Source organism: Anaeromassilibacillus sp. Marseille-P3371 (genome assembly GCF_900169665.1).
Taxonomy (GTDB): domain Bacteria; phylum Bacillota; class Clostridia; order Oscillospirales; family Acutalibacteraceae; genus Anaeromassilibacillus.
Genome location: NZ_LT835157.1, coordinates 3,357,893 through 3,377,729, shown reverse-complemented (window position 1 = coordinate 3,377,729; position 19,837 = coordinate 3,357,893). Strand labels below are relative to the sequence as shown.

19 protein-coding genes and 1 pseudogene are annotated in these 19,837 nt (G+C 50.5%); 12 read left to right on the top strand and 8 right to left on the bottom strand.

All coding sequences use genetic code 11. The features are described 5' to 3' along the window. Positions 1-38: 38 nt before the first annotated feature. On the bottom strand, positions 39-368 hold the full coding sequence (locus B9Y59_RS14240) for a DUF2500 family protein (RefSeq protein WP_085534273.1): 330 nt from the start codon (positions 366-368) through the stop codon (positions 39-41). Positions 369-1,040: 672 nt separating this feature from the next. On the opposite strand from B9Y59_RS14240, the gene B9Y59_RS15480 reads away from it, so the two are divergent. Then, positions 1,041-1,250 carry a hypothetical protein gene (locus B9Y59_RS15480; protein ID WP_143255325.1) on the top strand — a complete coding sequence of 70 codons (210 nt, stop codon included), beginning with the start codon at positions 1,041-1,043 and terminating at the stop codon, positions 1,248-1,250. Between the two features lie 368 nt (positions 1,251-1,618). On the opposite strand, the gene B9Y59_RS14230 is transcribed toward B9Y59_RS15480, so the two are convergent. The 3 genes from B9Y59_RS14230 to B9Y59_RS14220 form a co-directional block, all read right to left on the bottom strand. Continuing rightward, complete coding sequence (locus B9Y59_RS14230) at positions 1,619-2,176, bottom strand: hypothetical protein (RefSeq protein WP_143255324.1); 558 nt, start codon at positions 2,174-2,176, stop codon at positions 1,619-1,621. A gap of 142 nt (positions 2,177-2,318) precedes the next feature. Continuing rightward, complete coding sequence (locus tag B9Y59_RS14225; RefSeq protein WP_085534267.1) at positions 2,319-2,897, bottom strand: hypothetical protein; 579 nt, start codon at positions 2,895-2,897, stop codon at positions 2,319-2,321. Between the two features lie 174 nt (positions 2,898-3,071). Continuing rightward, the gene (locus tag B9Y59_RS14220) at positions 3,072-4,343 is read right to left on the bottom strand and encodes an amidase domain-containing protein (RefSeq protein WP_085534265.1); all 1,272 of its coding nucleotides are present in this window, start codon (positions 4,341-4,343) and stop codon (positions 3,072-3,074) included. 217 nt (positions 4,344-4,560) lie between these two features. Here B9Y59_RS14220 and B9Y59_RS14215 point away from each other — a divergent pair, with 217 nt between their 5' ends. From B9Y59_RS14215 to B9Y59_RS14195, 5 genes and pseudogenes are all read left to right on the top strand, one after another. Next, positions 4,561-5,913 carry an aminotransferase class I/II-fold pyridoxal phosphate-dependent enzyme gene (locus B9Y59_RS14215; protein WP_085534263.1) on the top strand — a complete coding sequence of 451 codons (1,353 nt, stop codon included), beginning with the start codon at positions 4,561-4,563 and terminating at the stop codon, positions 5,911-5,913. A gap of 185 nt (positions 5,914-6,098) precedes the next feature. Beyond that, positions 6,099-6,422, top strand: a complete 324-nt coding sequence (locus tag B9Y59_RS14210; RefSeq protein WP_085534260.1) for a cyclic-di-AMP receptor — start codon at positions 6,099-6,101, stop codon at positions 6,420-6,422. Beyond that, on the top strand, positions 6,419-7,297 hold the full coding sequence (locus B9Y59_RS14205; protein WP_085534258.1) for a DNA polymerase III subunit: 879 nt from the start codon (positions 6,419-6,421) through the stop codon (positions 7,295-7,297). Before B9Y59_RS14210 ends, B9Y59_RS14205 begins: the two co-directional genes overlap by 4 nt. Before the next feature lie 62 nt (positions 7,298-7,359). Further along, a pseudogene (locus B9Y59_RS16340) lies at positions 7,360-8,220 on the top strand (PSP1 domain-containing protein); the annotation flags it as partial. A 1,011-nt stretch (positions 8,221-9,231) separates the two neighbouring features. Continuing rightward, positions 9,232-9,567, top strand: a complete 336-nt coding sequence (locus B9Y59_RS14195) for a hypothetical protein (RefSeq protein ID WP_082402251.1) — start codon at positions 9,232-9,234, stop codon at positions 9,565-9,567. A gap of 198 nt (positions 9,568-9,765) precedes the next feature. Here the strand turns inward: B9Y59_RS14195 and B9Y59_RS14190 are convergent, their stop codons facing one another. Further along, positions 9,766-10,062, bottom strand: coding sequence for a hypothetical protein (locus B9Y59_RS14190; RefSeq protein ID WP_085534252.1), 297 nt, complete (start codon positions 10,060-10,062; stop codon positions 9,766-9,768). An 89-nt stretch (positions 10,063-10,151) separates the two neighbouring features. On the opposite strand from B9Y59_RS14190, the gene B9Y59_RS14185 reads away from it, so the two are divergent. The 6 genes from B9Y59_RS14185 to B9Y59_RS14160 all read left to right on the top strand — a co-directional run bounded on the left by B9Y59_RS14185 (position 10,152) and on the right by B9Y59_RS14160 (position 13,900). Beyond that, positions 10,152-10,322, top strand: a complete 171-nt coding sequence (locus tag B9Y59_RS14185; RefSeq protein ID WP_054324474.1) for a DUF362 domain-containing protein — start codon at positions 10,152-10,154, stop codon at positions 10,320-10,322. A gap of 139 nt (positions 10,323-10,461) precedes the next feature. Beyond that, complete coding sequence (locus B9Y59_RS14180) at positions 10,462-11,220, top strand: tRNA1(Val) (adenine(37)-N6)-methyltransferase (RefSeq protein ID WP_085534250.1); 759 nt, start codon at positions 10,462-10,464, stop codon at positions 11,218-11,220. Further along, positions 11,217-12,077, top strand: coding sequence for a 16S rRNA (cytidine(1402)-2'-O)-methyltransferase (gene rsmI / locus B9Y59_RS14175; protein ID WP_085534248.1), 861 nt, complete (start codon positions 11,217-11,219; stop codon positions 12,075-12,077). The genes B9Y59_RS14180 and rsmI overlap by 4 nt, the downstream gene beginning before the upstream one ends. Then, the gene (locus B9Y59_RS14170; RefSeq protein ID WP_054324476.1) at positions 12,058-12,498 is read left to right on the top strand and encodes a GNAT family N-acetyltransferase; all 441 of its coding nucleotides are present in this window, start codon (positions 12,058-12,060) and stop codon (positions 12,496-12,498) included. Before rsmI ends, B9Y59_RS14170 begins: the two co-directional genes overlap by 20 nt. 176 nt (positions 12,499-12,674) lie before the next feature. Then, positions 12,675-13,214 carry a rubrerythrin gene (rbr, locus tag B9Y59_RS14165; protein ID WP_054324477.1) on the top strand — a complete coding sequence of 180 codons (540 nt, stop codon included), beginning with the start codon at positions 12,675-12,677 and terminating at the stop codon, positions 13,212-13,214. Between the two features lie 359 nt (positions 13,215-13,573). Then, positions 13,574-13,900: a helix-turn-helix domain-containing protein gene (locus tag B9Y59_RS14160; RefSeq protein WP_054324479.1), complete on the top strand. Its 327-nt coding sequence runs from the start codon at positions 13,574-13,576 to the stop codon at positions 13,898-13,900. 445 nt (positions 13,901-14,345) lie between these two features. On the opposite strand, the gene B9Y59_RS14155 is transcribed toward B9Y59_RS14160, so the two are convergent. The 3 genes from B9Y59_RS14155 to B9Y59_RS14140 form a co-directional block, all read right to left on the bottom strand. Then, on the bottom strand, positions 14,346-15,119 hold the full coding sequence (locus B9Y59_RS14155) for a YdcF family protein (RefSeq protein ID WP_054324481.1): 774 nt from the start codon (positions 15,117-15,119) through the stop codon (positions 14,346-14,348). A gap of 1,210 nt (positions 15,120-16,329) precedes the next feature. Further along, entirely contained in the window at positions 16,330-19,200 is a 2,871-nt protein-coding gene (locus B9Y59_RS14145; RefSeq protein ID WP_085534245.1) for an LCP family glycopolymer transferase, read from the bottom strand. Next, complete coding sequence (locus B9Y59_RS14140) at positions 19,197-19,667, bottom strand: sigma-70 family RNA polymerase sigma factor (RefSeq protein ID WP_082402253.1); 471 nt, start codon at positions 19,665-19,667, stop codon at positions 19,197-19,199. Before B9Y59_RS14140 ends, B9Y59_RS14145 begins: the two co-directional genes overlap by 4 nt. Positions 19,668-19,837: the final 170 nt, after the last annotated feature.

Genomic DNA, 19,837 nt, shown 5'->3' with positions numbered 1-19,837 from the left:
GAGGAAAAGAGTCGGTTACGCTCTATGCGGGCGTCCGCTTACGCCGCGCGCGTGAATCCGACCACCCGGCCATCCCGGTAGGAAAGAGTACCCTGGTCACCCACCTGTAAATCCGTATAGAGCGCTTGCCCGGCAAACAGGGAACGGGTTTCCCCGCCGATGGAGAACAGGATGATATAGTCCGTTTTTACATCCGAGGCGCGCGCTGTATGGGTGAGGCCGGAGGGGGCGGTGTTTTTTTCGATGACCACAGCCTGTGCGCGTTTGAGGTTCCGGCGGTTGTTATGTACAACCATGACAAACGAGAGGACGCTGAAAAGGGCGACGGTTCCCCATAAAATGCAAACAAAGATTCCGAATGGATTCATGGATTCCCCTCCTGAGGACGTCTGACGTTTTTACCGCATGTGGCGGCAGTTTTATGACGATGGGACATTGAAAAAAGCGGGACGGGTTCCACAACAGAACGGCGGCGGTGTAACCCCCGTTGGCCGCCGGTTGTACAAACGAAAATAGGCGTCGTTGTTTTTGGCTCAAAATTTTCTTTTGTTCATTAACAACGAAGAATTTTGACGAAAAGGGACACATGTGATAAATTCTCACGCACAATGTCCATCGTCCCGTATTCCCATTTATATTGAAAAAAGGGCCGCGTCATGTCTCGACGCAGATCCCCGGTCAGAATGCGGACGCACAGCGTCTTTCGCGGACCTCCGGTCGGGACGCGCCTACGGTGAGAGCTATATGGGCAGACGGCTGGGGATTTTGCTTTCTGCTCGGGAGGGGAAGTCCTGTGGAAGCAGGCGGACCTCCGGTCGGGACGCGCCTACGGCGAGGTCTAAGCGGGCAGGTAGCTGAAAATTTTGCTTTCTTGCTCGGAAGCGGAAATCCTGTGAAAGCAGGCGGACCTCCGGTCGGGACGCGCCTACGGCGGGGACTACATGGGCAGGTAGCTGGAAATTTTGCTTTCTTGCTCGGAAGGGGAAGTCCTATGGAAGCAGGCGGACCTCCGGTCGGGATGCGCCTACGGCGAGGGCTATATGGGCAGACGGCTGGGGATTTTGCTTTCTTGCCCGGAAGGGGAAGTCCTATGGAAGCAGGCGGACCTCCGGTCGGGACGCGCCTACGGCGAGGACTATATGGGCAGACGGCTGGGGATTTTGCTTTCTTGCCCGGAAGGGGAAGTCCTATGGAAGCAGGCGGACCTCCGGTCGGGACGCGCCTACGGCGAGGCCTACATGGGCAGGTAGCTGGAAATTTTGCTTTCTTGCTCGGAAGGGGAAGTCCTGTGGAGAGAAATAGGCATTTTGCAAGGAAGGAGCTGTCCGTCATATGGGCGGATAGGCCACTTTTCAGTTGACAGGAATGCGATTGCATGAAAGCGCTATCGCCTTTCTCTGTTAAGCCGGGCGTTGGATTTAATAATGAAAATAGCGCTCCTGGCGGGAAAACCGTCCGGAAGCGCTGTCCAGATGTGCTTTTTTGATATGCAACTCTTGTAGTCTGTACTTGGATTGCGGGGCGGGAGTTCCGAAAGACCGTCGGAAAGGCGGGCGGCCTTTGCGAGAAAGCGGAGTTTTTTTCTCATGAATCATTTGAAATGGGGATAGCCCTATTTTTACTGATTCCAGGAATAATAATAGATGGCGTTGTCCTGCAAATCGACCATCCCCACGACGATGTTTTGAAACAAGGGGATATCTTGGTCAAAATGCGCATGGTTCAGCACGGCCCCAGGCTGTTTATACCACGAGGAAAGGATGCAGTAGAAGCCCTGCCGGTTCCCGTTCTCGCCAAAGAGGTTCCTTGCCAGTTCTTTGCCGGAGAGCGAACCGATGGCCTGCACCCGTTGCCGCAAGGACTGCGCAACGTCCTCCGGCAGCGGGAGGGGGGACCAGCGCGCCATAGCGCCCTGGGAGAGGAAAGCGTCCCGTTCGCCGGGCGGGAGCGAAAAGGCATAAAGCCGGTATCCGTCGCCCATAGAGCCATAGGTATCTTCTTCGAACAGGACCTCCGTGTGATCTGGCAAGGCCAGGCCAAAGCTGTCCGAGAAGAAGGAGTAGGGGGTCTCTTCCGGCCGGGTTGTTAGGAAGATGGCTGTTGCCGCAACGATCAACAGAACGAACCCCAAGAAAATTTTAGGATGTGCAAAACATCCGGTTTTGTTGGGTTCCATAGGCAAATCCATCCCAGTAAAATTTTGATGAGGCGAAACTTGCACCCCACAAAGGAACCGCGCTTTTCCCTCCAAATTCTTTATGTGTAGATAGCCGCGCTTTTCGATCAAAAGCGTAAAAGCGTGGACAAGCGGGGAGCGTTCATCCAGCAATTGCTGCGGTCAAGGCAATGGGCGTCATATGATCTTGGTATTTGTTCGCCAGCTCTTCCGGCGAGAGTTGCGCTTGTTCCAGACTTCGGTAGTCCTCCCAGAATATTTGATTATAATCCATATGTGGGAAGGTTATCGTGATTTCTTCCAGTCCCGGCCCTTTTGCAACCGGATATTCCAAAATGACGTCTGCGCAGTAATGTGGCGGGACCACGTTTAAGGATAGATCCGGAGGATTGCTTTTTTGCGTTAGCCCGGTTCCGGTTTGCAGTTGAGCGTGTGAGAAAGCAAAGCTGTAACCAAAGGGTTGATCGGTGGAATTTTGAATGGTGATGGTGGCCGTTAAGCTGTAGTATTGGTCTGCATCTAAAATTTGGCCGTTCCACATAAAATAATAAGCGTCATCCTGCATCACAGGAGCTTTATGGAGGGGTCCCTTCATAGGGAGCAATTCGGCAACCATTTGATAGGTGATCCCATCGATCGTTACAGATGCTGTTTCATTGTTATTGGCGGCGGGAGCCTGTTCTAAATGGTTCGGGAAGAGGAGAGGGTCAAACTCTGCCACGTCTGACGTCCTTTCATTGCTTGGCCCATTGGAGTTACAGGAGGCTAAGAAGATGAAAAAGGATAGGGATAGTAAGAAAACACAAAACTTTTTCAAGGCGGCCGCCCTCCTTTATTTGTAGACAACATATCAAACGATATTTGTTGTGAAAAACAGTGCTTGCCATAAGAAAGATTATTGATTAAAGGTAGCGGATAGAACTTTTAAATCACGGGTTTTTGCCCAAGTAGAGAAACGGGTAACACTTTCATCGCGTAAGTTTGCACTGTGTGCACAAATATACACTCGTCTCCCACTAGAAGTATCTTCAACATTTGTAACAAACGCAGAATGTCCCCAGTCACTACCATCTTGGTTAAATTGAAGTATGTCACAATAACCGACTGTACTCCAATTAAAACTAGATGTAGGGCCAGATTGAATGTTTGATGTATCGATTACAGGACCATATGTATGAGATCCAACTAAAAAGTTATATAGGCCATCAACGTTTATCCATGAGTATGTGCTGTTATTTGATTGATTATAAACGCTTCCCGTCCAGGACCCAGGAACCATTCTGGCCTCATTAATGACACGGTTACGGTTATATGCGACGGTCTGTGTATCAAACCAACCGCCATATCCGGCCCAGAGACATTGTGAAACGAAATTAGTACAATCAGCACTATATTCATTAAAAATTTTTTCATCAGCGGTCATGTCGTTTTTTTCATTTGCAAATTGTCGAGCATATTTTTGAGCACGTTGCCCGTTGAAGGGGTATAGATAGGGAGAACGTTTCTGATTATTTGGCATGATAGAAACGGATACTTTAGGCGTTTTTGCCACTTCGCGAATACACGCCGCGCTTTGAGAGAAATAGTTGTCAACCATTTCCTGTGTAATAGAAGTCTTTTGTGCCCGAAGGGATAGATTCGTAGGTATGTTTAGTGCATCTTGTACTTCTCTCAAATCGATGTCGCTTTCTGAAGTCATGGCCATAATTTCCCATTTTCCGTCTGTTTTTTGCAAAAGTATTGAATAAGGACAGCCCTCAGCGGAAAGTAGGTCATCGGAGGCGTGGACATAATGGTATTCAGCATACTTCCATATCTCTGCCAATGCATAGTTATCTTGGACATCCAAATTATTAAAGGTGATTTCGACATCATAGGAATCGATAGGATCATTTAAGGTAGTTGCTATTAGAGTCCTTTTCTCAATAATTTTTTGTGGAATAGATGCTAGTGCCGTATCTCCTAAAATAGTACTGGTATTTTCTGCTTTACCAGAAACCAATGAGGAATAAAGAGAATCGAAATAGGAATGGATGACCTGTTGTATTTTGGTATAATCATTTTCTTCCGCTTTTGCAATTGTGGACAAAATACCTGTACTAGAAAAGAAAAGTGAAAAAGCACAAAGCAGAGCAATCCATTTAGACGATATTCTTTTAGTTTTCATTATAATTACTCCTTTCAAATATGATAATTTTAATGAATTCTATTTTGCTACACGATCTCAATGGAATGCACCACCCTTCATCAAAAGTATAAAAATTTTTCTATATATTAACAACGATCAGGAAAACAAAATGAGGACAAAAACTTTTTATATTACGAAAATGTAATTATTTATAACAAATATAAGATGTTACAATCTATGAGAAAGGACCCATCCCATGTCTGAAACGCCTCTTTACACCGCATTAATGGAGCACCGCGCCCTGCACCGCGCGGCCTTCCATACACCCGGACATAAAAACAATCCAGCTGCATTGCCGGACGACCTTTTAACGCTCGATTTTACAGAATTGCCGGATACCGACAGCCTTTTTGAGGCCGAAGGGCCCATTCTGCGCGCGGAGCAGGCTGCATCGCGGCTCTTTGGCACAAAGCGGACGTTGTTCTCCGCAGGAGGGTGTTCCCTTTGTATTCAGGCGATGCTGCGCCTGGCCGCGCCAAACGGGGGGAAGATCCTGTGTGGGCGTGTGGTGCACCGCTCCGCGGTGAACGCCATGGCACTGTTGGGCCTGGAACCCGTCTGGGCTCTTCCAGAGGAACTCGCGGATGCGGTCGCCTTGCACCCCGATGCGCGGGCGGTCTACATGACCAGTCCCAATTATTACGGGGAGTTGGCAGACATCCCTGCGATTGCCGCGGCATGCCGGGAACAGGGAATCCCCTTGCTTGTGGACAATGCCCACGGCGCGCACCTCTTCTTCACGGAGCCCGTCCTGCATCCAATTGCGCTGGGGGCCTCCATGACCGCCTGTTCGGCGCACAAGACGCTCAATGTCTTGACCGGAGGCGCCTGGTTGAACATTGCGGACGAACGGTTTGTTCGTGACGCAAAGAATGCAATGGCCCTGTTTGGTTCGACCAGCCCGTCCTATCCGATCATGGCCTCATTGGACTGGTGCCGGGCATGGCTGGAAGAGCATGGCCGGGCGGAGTTTTGTCATTTACAGTCCCGAGTGCGTGAACTTAAAAAGCAGGCGGAGAAATCCGGGCTACATGTTCCCGGAATGGGCTGGTGGGAAGATCCGCGCCGCTGGGACCCAACGCGCATTACGTTGGACGCTTCCTCCGTGGAATTGTCCGGGCTGGAGGCGGCGGAGATCCTCCGGCATGCGGGCTGCGAGCCGGAATATGCGGATAGCCAGTTTGTTGTGTTGATTGTTACGCCATTTAACAGGGAGCGGGATTTTGAACGGTTGGAAATCGGGATTCGTCTGTTGGCAGACCGCGAGGCGAGGAAGGCGGTTCCGCTTCCTAGGGGGCTGGAGAGGAAGCCTGTTCCCCATACAATCGGGATACCGCCCCTCCCTCCTGCGCGGATTTCTCTTCGGGAGGCCGTATTGGCCCCGTCCGAATGGATTTATCTGGAAGAAAGCGCTGGGAGGATTGCAGCAGAACCGGCATGTCCGTGCCCACCGGGGGTGCCCGTTGTAATGCCGGGAGAGGAAATTACAAAAGACGCGATGGACTTTTTGCGCGCCTATGGCTTTTCATCCATAAAAGTGCTAAAATAAGAAAGAAACTTTCTGCATACTTAGGTACAGAAAGGATTCACTTGCCCACAGTGGGCGATTGGCATGCATTTTGAAACCGCAAGGTTCAGAAGCGGTCAAAGAGAACATATCGGCAGAGTTTTAGGAATAACCTTGCCACATGGGCCGCCCGTTTGGGTTGGCCAGAATCAACGGAGGGATTTTCGATGAAACTGGTACTTGCAATTGTGAGTAAGGATGATAGCAGCATGGTCTCTTCTGCGTTGACACAGGAGGGATTCTCTGTCACAAAATTAGCGACTACAGGCGGTTTTTTGATGGCTGGCAATACGACGTTTATCTCCGGTGTGGAGGACGATCAAGTCGAGAAGGTCATCGACATCATCCGGAAACAGAGCAGCAGGCGTACACAGATTGTACCCAGCACCTCCACGATGGATGCAGGGCTGTACACCTCTGTGCCGATTGAAGTTACAGTCGGCGGCGCGACCATCTTCGTGCTCGACGTGGATCGCTTTGAAAAGGTATGAATTTTGAAGGAATTAGCTGTAGTGAGGGGGTCAAGCAAAGCCTTTCGCGGGCTTTTGCGGAATCCCGCCTACCGCATGCGATGATCTTGGAGGGCCCGGCAGGCTCTGGAAAGGCGGGACTGGCGCGGTGGATCGCCAAAGCAGCGGTGTGTACGGGGGAAGGGGAACGGCCCTGTGGGCGCTGTTCCGGCTGCATGAAGGCAGCGGCAGGCGCCCACCCGGACATTACCATTGCAGGCGGTGGAACAGCAGCGCGCTCTTTCCATGTGGACACGGTGCGGCAAATCCGTTCCGACGCCTATATTAAGCCCAATGAAGCGCCGCTTCGCGTATTCCTTTTGGAAGGAGCGGAGGCGATGTCGGAGCAGGCGCAGAATGCCCTTTTGAAAGTGTTTGAAGAGCCGCCGGAACGGGTAATGTTTATTCTGACCGTGACTTCAGCGGTAAAGCTCCTGCCAACGGTGCGTTCGCGTGCGCAGATCTTCACTTTGGAAGGGGAGGAACAGCCGTCCGATACTGACTTGGCGCTTACTGCGGCGATTTCCCAGGCAATTCCGGCCTCGGGGGAAGTCATGCTATTGGAGCTGACTGCACCGCTGATAAAAGATAAGGAGCGGTTTCGCCGTGTTTTGCAGCAGCTTGCTTTGTTGTTCCGCGATGCGTGTGTTTTGCGCGCCGGCGGGACTTCATGTCTTTCGCACCAACCAGAGGACGCCGAAGCGTTGGCGCATGCATTGACACGCGGCCAGTTGATGCGTCTTTTGGAATATGTTCAGGGCGCGCAGAAGGCACAGAACCAGAATGCCAACGCAGCACTGTTGGTGACGACCTTTTGCGCCCGTATACGAACCGCCGCCCACGGGCGAAATGTATAAAAATTGGGCATCCTAATTCGGAAAAGAAAGCCATCGGTCCCGCGATGGTTGGGAGGTTGTATATGGCTGAAGTAATTGGCGTTCGTTTTAAAAATATGGGTAAGGTGTATTACTTTGACCCGGAAGAGTACGAAATAAAAATCGGTGACAATGTGATCGTCGAGACCGCACGCGGCGTGGAGTGCGGCGAGGTTGCAATGGAGCGCAGGGAGATTGCGGAGGAGGATATTGTCCAACCGCTGAAAAAACTCATCCGGCTTGCAACGAAGGACGATATGAAAAAAGTGGCGGAAAACTCCATCAAGGAGAAGACCGCTTTTGACATCTGTGTCAAGAAAATTGCCGCACATAAATTGGAGATGAAGCTGGTCGATGTGGAATACACATTTGACAACAGCAAAATCTTGTTTTACTTTACAGCGGACGGGCGTGTGGATTTCCGAGAACTCGTCAAAGACTTGGCGTCTGTTTTCCGAACCCGCATTGAATTGCGGCAAATCGGTGTGCGCGATGAAGCCAAAATGTTGGGAGGACTCGGAATTTGCGGCAGGCCATTTTGCTGCTCCTCTTTTTTAAGCGGATTCCAGCCCGTGTCCATCAAGATGGCAAAGGAACAGGGCCTGTCGCTCAACCCTGTGAAGATTTCCGGTACTTGCGGGCGGCTGATGTGTTGTCTGAAATATGAGCAGGAGGCGTATGCGGATCTTTTGCGCCGTACGCCGTCGGTGAACTCTGTGGTAATGACCCCGGCGGGCAAGGGCGTGGTAGTGGACCAAAATATTATCACGGGCAACTTGCAGGTTCGTTTGGATTCCGCTCCAGAGGCTGCGCCACAGACTTTCCAGGTGAAACAGGTTAAACTGTTGCGTGGAAAGGGCGGCATGGAAAAGAAGGAGCCAGAAGCGGATATAGAGGACGATGAGGAGCTTCTCGAAGTGGAAGGCGTCCTGGATCTGGAGGAGGAAAAGCCGGAAAAATCCGAGCAAAAGGAACGCACGGCGGATCGGCGGCCACAGCGGGACCCAAATACTGTGGTACGCCGGGAGCAGTCGCCGAAGGACCGTGAAAAACGTCCCGCGCAGCAGAACAACCGGACAACCGAGCGCCGTGAACGTCCGCAAAAGAAGGAAGGGCGTCCGCAGCGCGCGGCAGGAGAAGTTTCGAAGTCCATGAGTGAGGGGCGTCCTCCACAGCAGGGGCGCGGTGGAAGTGAGCACCCAACCGGCGCGCCGAAAGGAATGCATCGGGCGTCTCGTGGAGGACAACCGCGGGAGCACCGCCCAGTTGAGCCTCCAAAGCCCCTTGTAGCAGAGGCCCCGGAAAGGGCGAAAGAGGCCGAATCGAGTACGGACAAACCATCTGAATAATTGTGAAGGGCTGCATTGCTGGATACTCTGCAAGGCGGCCCTTTTGATTCCTCTCGATCGGAGAAGGCGGTTGTGCTTAGGGGATGAAAGGACCGCAGGGGTCTAAGCTTTTGGGACAAAGGCTTGTTTGCGTCCGAGGAGACAGGCATCGTTTTAGCCCAACGGTCTTATTTTCAAAGGGAATCCAAAGGAGAAAAAAGTTTGAGGCTGTATAAATGGAGTATGGTCTCGAAGAAGGCCCACAAAATCAATTCCCTGAAAACGGGTGAAAATCGCAGGCGTGCTTAACATCTAAGCGGTAGATGGAACGGCCGCCAGATCATCTTGGGGTGAAAAAGCCGTGGCTGCTGCTTCTACAGCAGCTGGATGTGTGAAAGGACGGCAGCATGTATTTGGAATGGGGGACAGTAAGGGGGGCCATCCATATTGCACTCGTTTCCATCCGCGTGCTCAGGAGTGTACCTGTTTCCTCAAGATGATTCGAACAATTACAGTATTGTTGCGCCCGAGGCACTACGTTGCAGCATTTTTTGCACCTCGCAGCGCGACAGAAAGAAATGGTTATATATGAAAAGAAAATGGTGGATTTGGCTGTTGGCTTCCGTCTTTGTTATGATCGTGCTGCCTGGATGTGTGGCCGCTTTTGCCCCTAGCGATGCGGGACTGTTTTTTGGAATCCTGTTGTTGTTTGCCGTCAATCCGGCGTATTCGGCGGTGGCAGGCACTTTTGCGGGAGGAAACATTTCGAAAATGTGGGGATTTCCAGCCGCGAATGCCATTCTGTTTTTATTTGGCGCGTGGTGCTTTTTTGACATGGGAGATCCGGCCTTTTGGGGATATGCGGCAATCTATTTGATGATCGGAATGGCTTCCATGCTGATTCGTAGAAAAGTACATCTATAAGAGAAAGGGTGAAAATAAGAGACGAACCGGCAAGAGGTTCCCGGAAAACAGAAAGAAGCTTTCGGCGATGCCTTGTAAGCAAAACTCTACACCAGCAGACGTACACTTCGGTTTTATATCGAAAGAAATGACATTCTATTTTAAGTGTCATTTTTTAAACGCTGTATTTCTCTTTATAAGTCGATAGATGGGGCTCTTTCATTTGTTGTAATTTTCTTCCGCTGTTTTACTGATAGATACTGTACTTATGCGAATATACTCCATTGTCTGTCTTTTTTCGATAAAAAAACGCAAGGGATGCTTTCCGAGAAGGTTGTCGGAGGTTCCACCCCTTGGCGCCATTTGAAATGGACAAATGAGGAGAAGCCGGTGGAGTTGGATTGTGCCAGAGAGTAAGGAGGTACGCCTTTTTTCTCCCGGTTTTGCTATTTCAGCGGTAATTGTTTCTTCACAGAAGTTCTCTGGAATATCGACAAAGTGGCCGATGGAAGCCAATGAAAATTTTCCCAAACCACCAATAAACTGTTGCTTTTTTGGTATTCTGTGTTAAAATAGGCTTGTAAAACTTAATGGAGGTGTTACCTTTGGCATACGCAATTAGTGATGAGTGCATTTCCTGTGGCGCATGTGCTGCGGGCTGCCCTGTTAACGCGATCTCTGAGGGAGACGGCAAGTTTGTGATCGATCCCGACACCTGCACCGAGTGTGGCGCATGTGCAGAAGTTTGCCCAGTTGGCGCTCCTGCTCAGGCATAATTCATTCGTCAGAAAGCTGAAAGGCGAAGCGTCCAATGCGCTTCGCCTTTTTTGCGTTTTGAACAAGATGCCGCTTGCTTTGAAGTAAGCGGGACGAATCTTGTTATATATTTTTTGAAATCAGAAAGGAGGGCCTCCCTTGGCCAATACCTCTCCCCACTGGGAACCTCTTTCTTCTAAAGTCTCTGTGCTCGTCTCTTCTACGCATCGATTTAATACAGATACGGTTTTGCTTGCGTGGTTTTCTGCACCGAAAAGAGGGGAAATCTGTGCAGACTTCGGTACGGGTTGCGGTGCCATTCCGTTGATCTGGTGTGTAAAGGCGCAGTCCGGAGAAGGCTTTATGCCTGAAAAAATTTATGGGGTTGAGATACAGAGCGATGCTTGCGAGCTGGCGTCGCAATCCGTGGAAAGAAATCAGTTGAAAGATACCATTTGTATCGTACATCATGATATAAAAGCGTTACCCTATTTACATCCGCCCCGCGGGCTTGATCTGGTCGCCTGCAATCCTCCTTATAAACCGGAGGGTACAGGGATCAAAAATCCCCAAGAGGGCCTTTCGATTGCGCGGCATGAGGGAACCTGTACCTTTGCAGAAATTGCTGCCGCGGCTGCATATCAGTTGCGGTGGGGTGGGCGTTTTTGTTTCTGTTTACGCCCAGAACGGCTCGCCGGCGCCATGGAAGACCTTCGACATGCAGGATTGGAGCCGAAACGGCTGTGTTTTGTGCAGCAGCGGCCGGACAAGGCTCCGTTTTTGTTCCTGCTGCAGGCCGTGCGTGGCGGAAGGCCCAGCCTTCGCGTGGAGCCGGTGCTCTTGGTGGAGGATGGCGCAGGTGGTTTCTCTTCGAAGATGTTGCAGATTTACGGTTCTTATAAGGAGGGACATGTATGACGGGAACACTCTATGTTGTCGGCACACCGATTGGAAATCTATCGGATTTTTCCCCACGCGCCATAGAAACGTTGGCAACAGTAGACTTTATCGCGGCAGAAGACACGCGCGTCACGCTGAAGTTACTGAACCACTTCGGCGTAAAAAAGCCCCTGGTCAGTTACTTCAAGCACAATAAGCGCGACCACGGGGAGAAGATTCTGGCCCGGTTAGAGGCAGGCGAGAGTTGTGCCCTGGTGTCAGACGCAGGAATGCCCGCCATTTCCGACCCCGGGGAATTGTTAGTGGCCCAGTGTGCCGAACGGGGAATACCGGTCCTTGTGGTGCCGGGGCCCAGTGCAGTCGTTTCTGCGCTGGCAATCTCCGGGCTTCCGACGGGGCGGTTTACCTTTGAAGGCTTTTTGAGCGTCAATAAAAAGAGCCGTCGGGACCATCTGGAGGAGGTCAAAACAGAGCGCCGCACCATGGTTTTCTACGAAGCGCCACACAAGCTTTACGCAACCCTTCGGGACATGCTGGACGTTTGGGGGGACCGGCGTATTGCGATTGTTCGGGAACTGACCAAAATTCATGAGGAAGTCGTACGGACAACCCTGGCGCAAGCTGTGAAGCGCAGCAAGGATGATCCGTTTAAGGGAGAAATCGTGCTTGTGATCGAGGGGGCCTCAGCACCAGAGGCAGCAATCTATACCTTGGAAGAGGCGGTGGCGCTGGCTCAAGAAAAACTGGAGCAAGGTTTGACACCGTCCGAGGCAGCAAAACAGGCGGCAGGAGAGAGCGGTCTGGCCAAGCGCGACATCTATCGCGCCATTCTGCATCAAGGAGAAAGCAAGGGATATGGAGATCATGAAGGTTGAGCAGCGCAAAGATGCTTTTATGCCGCTGTTCTTATTGGCGGACCCCAGCAAGGATATGGTGGGGAAATATCTGGACCAGGGCGATTTGTTTGTACTCTATGCGGATGGTGTGGCAGCTTGTGTGGCCGTGGTGGTGGAGTATGGACCGGATGCATGTGAGTTGAAAAATCTGGCCACAGCTGAGCCTTTGCAAAGGCGCGGTTATGCAGGGCAAATGCTTCAGTTCCTTTTTTCTACTTACGCGCAGCGATATCGAACGATGTATGTCGGCACTTCGATGCAGATGCTCCCATATTACCGACGATTTGGATTTGTCCCTTCCCATAAGGTTGCAAATTTTTTTGTGGATTTCTATCCGGAACCTATTTATGAGAATGGAATTCAATGTGTGGATATGGAATATTTGAAAAGATCTCTTTGAATATATGTTTTTTCTCTAAAATTCGACTGGATTTTCCGATTGATTCTATGGAAATGTCCATGTATAATAGATGGTAAGAGATGGCAGACTATCTATGTCCCGAGTTTTATTGCAATCAGGCCCGCGTATGGAACGGGGCTGAAATATATTGGGTACTTAGACAGGAGGAAAAAACGATGGAGTTAAAAGGTAGCAGAACAGAAGCAAATTTGATGGCAGCATTTGCGGGAGAATCGCAGGCTCGCAACAAGTACACGTTCTATGCGTCCAAGGCGAGAAAAGAGGGGTACGAGCAGATTGCAGCAATTTTTGAGGAGACTGCACGCAACGAGAAGGAGCATGCAGAGCTGTGGTTTAAAGCCCTGCACGACGGCGGAATTGGTACAACGCTGGAGAATCTGGAGGATGCAGCGACCGGCGAAAATTATGAGTGGACTGAAATGTATAAGAACTTCGCAGACGTCGCTGAGGAAGAGGGATTCACTGCATTGGCTGCACAGATGCGCCTGGTGGCAGGCATCGAGAAAGCGCATGAAGAGCGCTATCGGAAGCTTGCACAGAACATCAAGGAGGACATTGTATTCAAGGCTGGTGAGGAGACGGTATGGGTTTGCCGCAATTGTGGTTATATTCACATCGGGAAGTCGGCCCCCGCGGTTTGCCCGGCGTGTAAACATCCACAAGCCTATTTTGAGCGCCGTGCGGTCAACTATTGATCGCTTGTATACAAAAGAAAGCCGCCCCATGCTATTTAGCATGGGGCGGCTTTTGCAATCAGGAAAAAATGAAAATACCGCTTGTGGATGCGCGAATATACATAAGATTCCTGGACTGAGAGCTACATAGAATACCCGCTGTGGGGACGAAAATCCGGAAGAGAATCCTTGCCTCTTTTTCGATGTGGGCAGCGGCTCTCAGGCGCGGCCCAGGCCATCCCTGCTTCATCTTTTCCCCTGCAACCATAAACGTATCACAGTTTGACAAGTTTGTCAATTTTTAGAAGCGCTTCTTTATGTATTTTGCAAATATTATTTGACATAGATATACTACAATTACATCGAAGGTGTGATGTGTAGTGTATGACTTTGGCCTAAGGCTCAGGCAACTGCGTGAAAAACAGAATTTATCGCAATCGCAGGTGGCCCAAAGGCTGGGGATAACTAGAGCTGCAATATCCAGTTACGAAAACAACATTTCTTTTCCTTCGGTCAATGTGCTCGCAGAGCTGGCCCTGCTGTATCGCGTTTCTGCTGATTACCTGCTAGGCCTGGACAACCGGACTACCATTGTGTTGGAGGGCCTGACACCGCGCCAAAGCGCAGTGATTCAGGAGGTCATGGATACACTCGTCACAGAGTTTAAGCTGTCCAACCGGGAACTCTCTATCAAAAAACGGTCATAAAATGAAAAAGCCTGCGGTGGAATCCCATTCCTAGGCTCGGGAGGATTCCGCCGCATGCGCCACAGGGCCCGACTGGAACACCGGACGAGAACGGTCACCCGTTGTTGCCGAATGTTTTCCTCTCCAGTCGGACCCAAATCGCTGCTTTCACCGGCGCGAAAGCCCCGCGCGGAAGGGCCTTGGGCGGGCGCTTTATATACCCTGGTTTCATTCCAAGGCTTTCAGCGCATGCGGATAAAAGCGCATTTATTTTATCGCGGTCTGCTTTTATGCGCAAGATGCGGCAAAATTTGTGGCAAATTAAGGGAAATAAATCATACGAATTTTACTGGATTGTGGCAGAATATGTTCCTTTTTATAAGAGATGATAGGTGAATAATATTCACATTAAATGTAGATTTTCATACAGGAAAAAGTTCATAATTATGCAGCAAAAGCCGTGTTTTTATGAAAGCCAAGGGAACAGATAAAATTTTGTCAGTGCAAGCAATTCGCGGCCGTAGCTGGCGGATAGAATATACCAGGGCGTTTTTGCCGGTACGGCGTATGCGGTTACCCTGTGTTCCTGTGCAATCTGTAGTGCGCGGAACATATGATAGCGCTCAGTGACAATGATGATAGTTGGGTTAAGCGATTGCGATTTGAGAATCTCACAGGTATATGCTAAATTTTCCTTTGTGTTGGTGCTTTGATCTTCCAAGTAGACACGCTCAGAAGAGATGCCGCGCTGTTCCAAGCCGCTGCGAATGGCCTCGGCTTCAGACCGCCATTCTTTTGCACCCAGTCCACCGCTGGCCACTGCAACGGTATCCGGATGGGCGTTCAGATAATCCGCAGCGGTATCGATGCGCGTCTGTAGTGCAGCGCTGCCGTCTTTACACCCCAAAATCACCACAGTGCCCTCCCCCGATGGGGCGGGGACTGGCCATAGCATACAGCCTGTCAAGAAAATTGCCCACGCGGCACAGATTGCCAGGCCTGTCCAACTGATTCTGCGGAAAAGGCGGAAAGCACGAGCGTGCTTTGAGCGCTCCATGCGGTTCCGCAGGGGTACATACCAGATACTGCCGGCTATCAGGAATAGGCTGAAGAGAATTCCGCCCCCGTTCCCCACATGAAAGACGCCCCAAAATAGAGGAATACAAAACCATATACAAAGGCCGACCCCGGCCCCAAAAGCCAAGAAAGAGAGAACGCTTTCTCTGCAAGTCCTTTTCATGGGAAATCCTCCCGTATTGTCAAATAATAATTAAAAAATCATGTGAAAAATAAATTCCAATTCGATTTTGTGTTCTCGGTATAAAGCATTGAATATCAAGAGGCTAAAGATCATCTATACAATAGATATACACAGCCATAAACTTGCGTATCCTTTCGTCGCAATCACCTTGGAAAATGAGAAAACATAGGGGATTTGAATGATATTGTAACAGATTGCTTCAAGATGAGCCACACCGGCAAGCCGGAATTGTTGGAGAGGCAGGACGAGCAGGCTTCGAGATTTGTACCATATTGCAAAAAGCACAAGGTTGAAACAGCAATATTCATCGCTGCTATTTGTATAGGAGCTTGTGCCGGGGCGTATTGGAAAATACAGGAGTTTTACAAACTGGTTAGGATAGTGCAAGTGATGCCCGTTCATCGAAGAGAACGAGATCAAAGGTATCCGGGATGAGTATGGAACGGTTTAGCCAAGTGACGATACTTGATAAACGAAAGGTTCTCTTATTTTGGAAAATAGTTCTCTATTCGGTTCCCCTGATGAATAAAACTACATTTCGTTGGATTTACCCGAAAATTGGGAGAAAAATAAAAAGCCGCTGGGACATATCCGGAGCGATCAGTCGGCCTGTAAGCCACTTCAGTGCCTACAGGCCACCCCTTTGGACATGTCCAGCGGCTTTTTAAATAGGGATCACAGCCCCGTAACGATCGATGAAACTCTCTCCTTAGCCTAGTTTCTAACGAAAGGATACGATTTTACACATGCAATGATCGGTAATTAGCAATTCCTTTTAGAACTAGCTTTTGAAAATCGATGGCAACTATGGTATTGGAATGATTATATCACAGGAAACAAATCAAACGGCCCTTTTTGAGAAAGAAGCGGCAGCAAGTTCGTTCAAATGGATGGATTTTGCCCGCACATGTCTTTTTTCTGCCCGAAAATCCTCTCCATGGCTAATTTTCGATTCTTTACAAAGTATATACTTACAGGGCTTTCTCTTTCCCGAATGTTTTAATCGATCGGCGCTGGCTGCCGCTAAGGGCGGTAGATTTGAAAGGGTCGATTTTGGGACAGGGGAACAATCCGGATACGGTGGGGACGGGATCTCACGGAGGTACGCTGGAATAACTCAGTCGGTAGGATGGCTGATTCGTAATCAGCCGATAGGGAATTGCATTGCCGTAGAATGTGTGATTGCCCGTCAAGGAGCCCATTCTGTCGATGGGGAGGAAGGGAGAAGGTTGCTCTCAACCACAGGAGTGCCACTGATCGAGATACGCCAAGTTTGCCAGGGATAACCGGATGTATCGGAGAAGCCTCCGTCGCCTGTGTAGTAAAGGTATTCTCCAGCAAGGCACAGATTCCATATAGAACCAGCTGCAGGAAGGACTTGAATGGAGGCCTTTTTCTCTGTTTGAAGAGACAATGCCTTCAAGTCCACGCAGTATAGCTGGCTGTTGGTAGAGAGATACATCGTGTCTCCCTGCACCCAAAGCGCCTCCACGCTGGGCGAGACTGCGGGGAGGTTGAGGATGGTTCCGTCGGGCTGTTCTGCCATCTGGGATGTTACCAAATCGGAGACATCGAACAGTGTGGCGTCCGTCCCATCTGCTGTTATACGGTGAATAGCACCGCTCGCTGCATAGTACAGGGTGGAACCATCCAGCACATATGGCTGGTCTTCCTCTGTGCCGTTGGAGAAGAGACAATCCAGGGTGTCGTCGTGGCACATAGCGATTTTTTGACTGCCGTCCGGCCCGGTTGCCTCTGTACGTACGAAGTAATAGAGTTTTCCATCCCCCCATTGTAATCCCAGCAGGTCGCCGTCCACACGGGGAAGCTGTGCCTCTGCGCCGAGGTTGGAACCATCCGTCACGGGACGTGTTTCACGCTGATAGATTTCACCACCACGCATATAGTAGAGATATGCATCCGTTACGATCAAGTCGCTGTGCGGCTGGTCATCCAAAGAGATCGGAATGGTCAGATTCCACTTGGATGGGAGGCAGTAAATACCTCCGTCGGACATATTAATATAGTATAAGTCTCCATGAAAGATATTTAGGTAGAGACACGGACCATCGGTCAGAGCGGTCTGTGTGTTGTGCTGTGCGTCCCAACGGTAAATGCGGTTGTTGTCCGCAAAGTTGATGTAATAAATACTACCGTCCTCTCCGTCCACAGCAATTCCGCCATTTGCCAAGTTTGCGTTGGAATTCCCAACGGTAGGAGAAATTCCATCCACCACATTTGGCTGCTGCTCCTCTGGCAGGTCGTCATAGAGGAATTCGGCAAGCCCTCTGGCACAGGTGGAGAGGTCGGCATAGAGAATATCCCTATCCGCTGTCTGGGCTGTGAAATCCACGGGAATCCGGCGGACATCCATCTCGATTGTTCGGTCTTGTTCGGAGTCCAGACCGGAAGGGATGGATTCAAAAAAAACAGTCAGTTGCTCATCGGTGAGATCTGTGTCGATGAGGTTGGTCAGTGAGCGGCGTTTTTCAGTATCCAACTGCCGCATCTGATGCAGAAGGGCGCCCAAGACTTCTTCCTGCTTCATCATCAAATCGAGATTAGTAGAGATGCCAGCCTCCTCCCACAAATCCAAGTATTCAAAGACCTCTTGCCCAGTTAAAAGGGAGAAGTCAGGGGCTTGGGGATCGACGAAATAATGTTGACTGGTTGAGGGTAGAAGCGGTTCCGTTTCCAGTGGATGAAGCAAAGGGACCCCGCCGCTTTCATTGATAACCTGTACGGCCTGTTCATAGTCCACACGAATATAGCCGTCAATTGCCACGCCAAAGGATTCCTCTACAGCCGTACGCAAAAGGGAGCCGCTACCGGCCTCCATGCCAACTTTCCCGATCGGTTGTTCTCCTGAGATGGGAACCTGAACGGCGAGTTCCGGCACAAAATTCACCAGACGGACAGCCTCGTCTGCGGAGTCTAAGGAAATCAACATCACGCAGTCCGCCGTGTTGTCCTTAGCGCCTACCCACAACAGAAGATTGGTTACCTGTGTATCGCGATAGAGGCCATCCTCACCGCGCACAACACCGCTTTGTTGTACAGCACTCCCGTAGACAAAGGCAATCAGCTCTTGCGAGAGCGTTCGCAGGTCGCTCGATTCCCCTCCAAACAAATCATCCGGGTCGTGGTCCGGTACATCGTGCGTAGAGAAGAAATTTCCTGGGAAAGTATCCATGGAAGAAAGGATGTCCAATACAGTTGGCAGGTTTAAATTGGTCCGCACCTTTGGAATCAGCGCCTCCAAGAGCTCAGAAGCGCTGGATGAATCCTCCCAAATCTGTTTTAAGATGGCCTCCGCCACCTTTTGTTGCCGGAGCATGCGGTCGTAATCGGAGCCTATGTGCAGGCGTCCAAAAAACAGCGCCTGTGGGCCGGTCAATGTGTACTCTCCTGCGGCAAAACCACCACCCAAAGAGATCTCTAAGGAACTGCTCAGGGCAAAGTAACGAGCTTCTTCTTCGGAAAGCTCCAAGGTTACGCCGCCCATAGCGTCAATGGCAGCTTCTACAGCACTGGAATCCATCCAGATATAGCCATCCACAGCCAGACCAAAATTCTGTTGAATCAGTGAAACGGCTTCGTCCCCATTTTCTTCCTTTTGGAAGAGGGCGGAGAGAATTTGTTCTGTATTGTCTGCTGCCTTGACCTTTAAACTGGGGAGAAAACTGCTGAGTTTAAGGCTTCCATTTCGATGATCGATCGAGAGAAGCATCAACGCATTGCCGTCACCGTTGTCATCCGTGCACAGGCACAGAATATTTTTGATCTGACTGTCGCGATAGAGCCCATCGCTGCCGAGGATGGCGCCCTCATTGGAGGACGGCACACTGGACGTGCTTTCGATCGGTTGCAAGACGCGCTGTAAAGTGGGTACGCCGAGCCCAAAGAGGACGATCAGGCAGGCTGCTAATGCAGCGGGGACCAGCCAGCGCGGCCGTACGCGCCGGGGTTCGTCATGTCCTTCCAGAGTGTGTATCAGGCGATCGCGGAAAGCTTGGTCCGCGTGCAGCTTCCGATAGGCGGATTGGTATTCCTGCTTCATACGATTTCCTCCTTTAAGGCTTTCGCCAGCAATGCACGCGCACGGCTGAGACGGGACGAAACCGTATTAGGCCGGCTGTGCAGGATATCTGCGATCTCTTTGGTGGAGTAGCCCTCAAAATAATATAAGTGGACCACTGCGCGATATTTGACCGGAAGGGCGGCAACCGCAGTGACCACTTCGAGCTCTGCGCTATCCAATGCAGGAATCCCTTCGTCTAAATCCGCTCGTTTTCGGAACCATGCGGAAGCCAGATGGTTTTTACAGTGATTGATGGTCACGCGGAGCAGCCAGGCCTTTTCGTGCTCCTCGCTTTGGAAGGTAGGCGCTTTTTCGATGTATTTCAGGAGGACTTCCTGCACGGCGTCCTCCGCTTCCGCTCGATTATTCAGTTGAGAATATGCTACGCGCAGCAGCATAGTGGCGTATTCGTCCACCACGCGCTCAATTTCTGCGTTCGTTCGCACGTCCTTCACCCCTCTCACCTATAATACCACCGAGGAAGGGATTTCCTTGCAAATGGGAAAAATTTACGGGTATTTATACCGTTTCATAGAGCGCTGGCCAGGATTTATCAAAGGAGGCCACCACGGCGGAAATCTGCGATGCGCTTGATGTTTTACTCTATAGGAAGGGC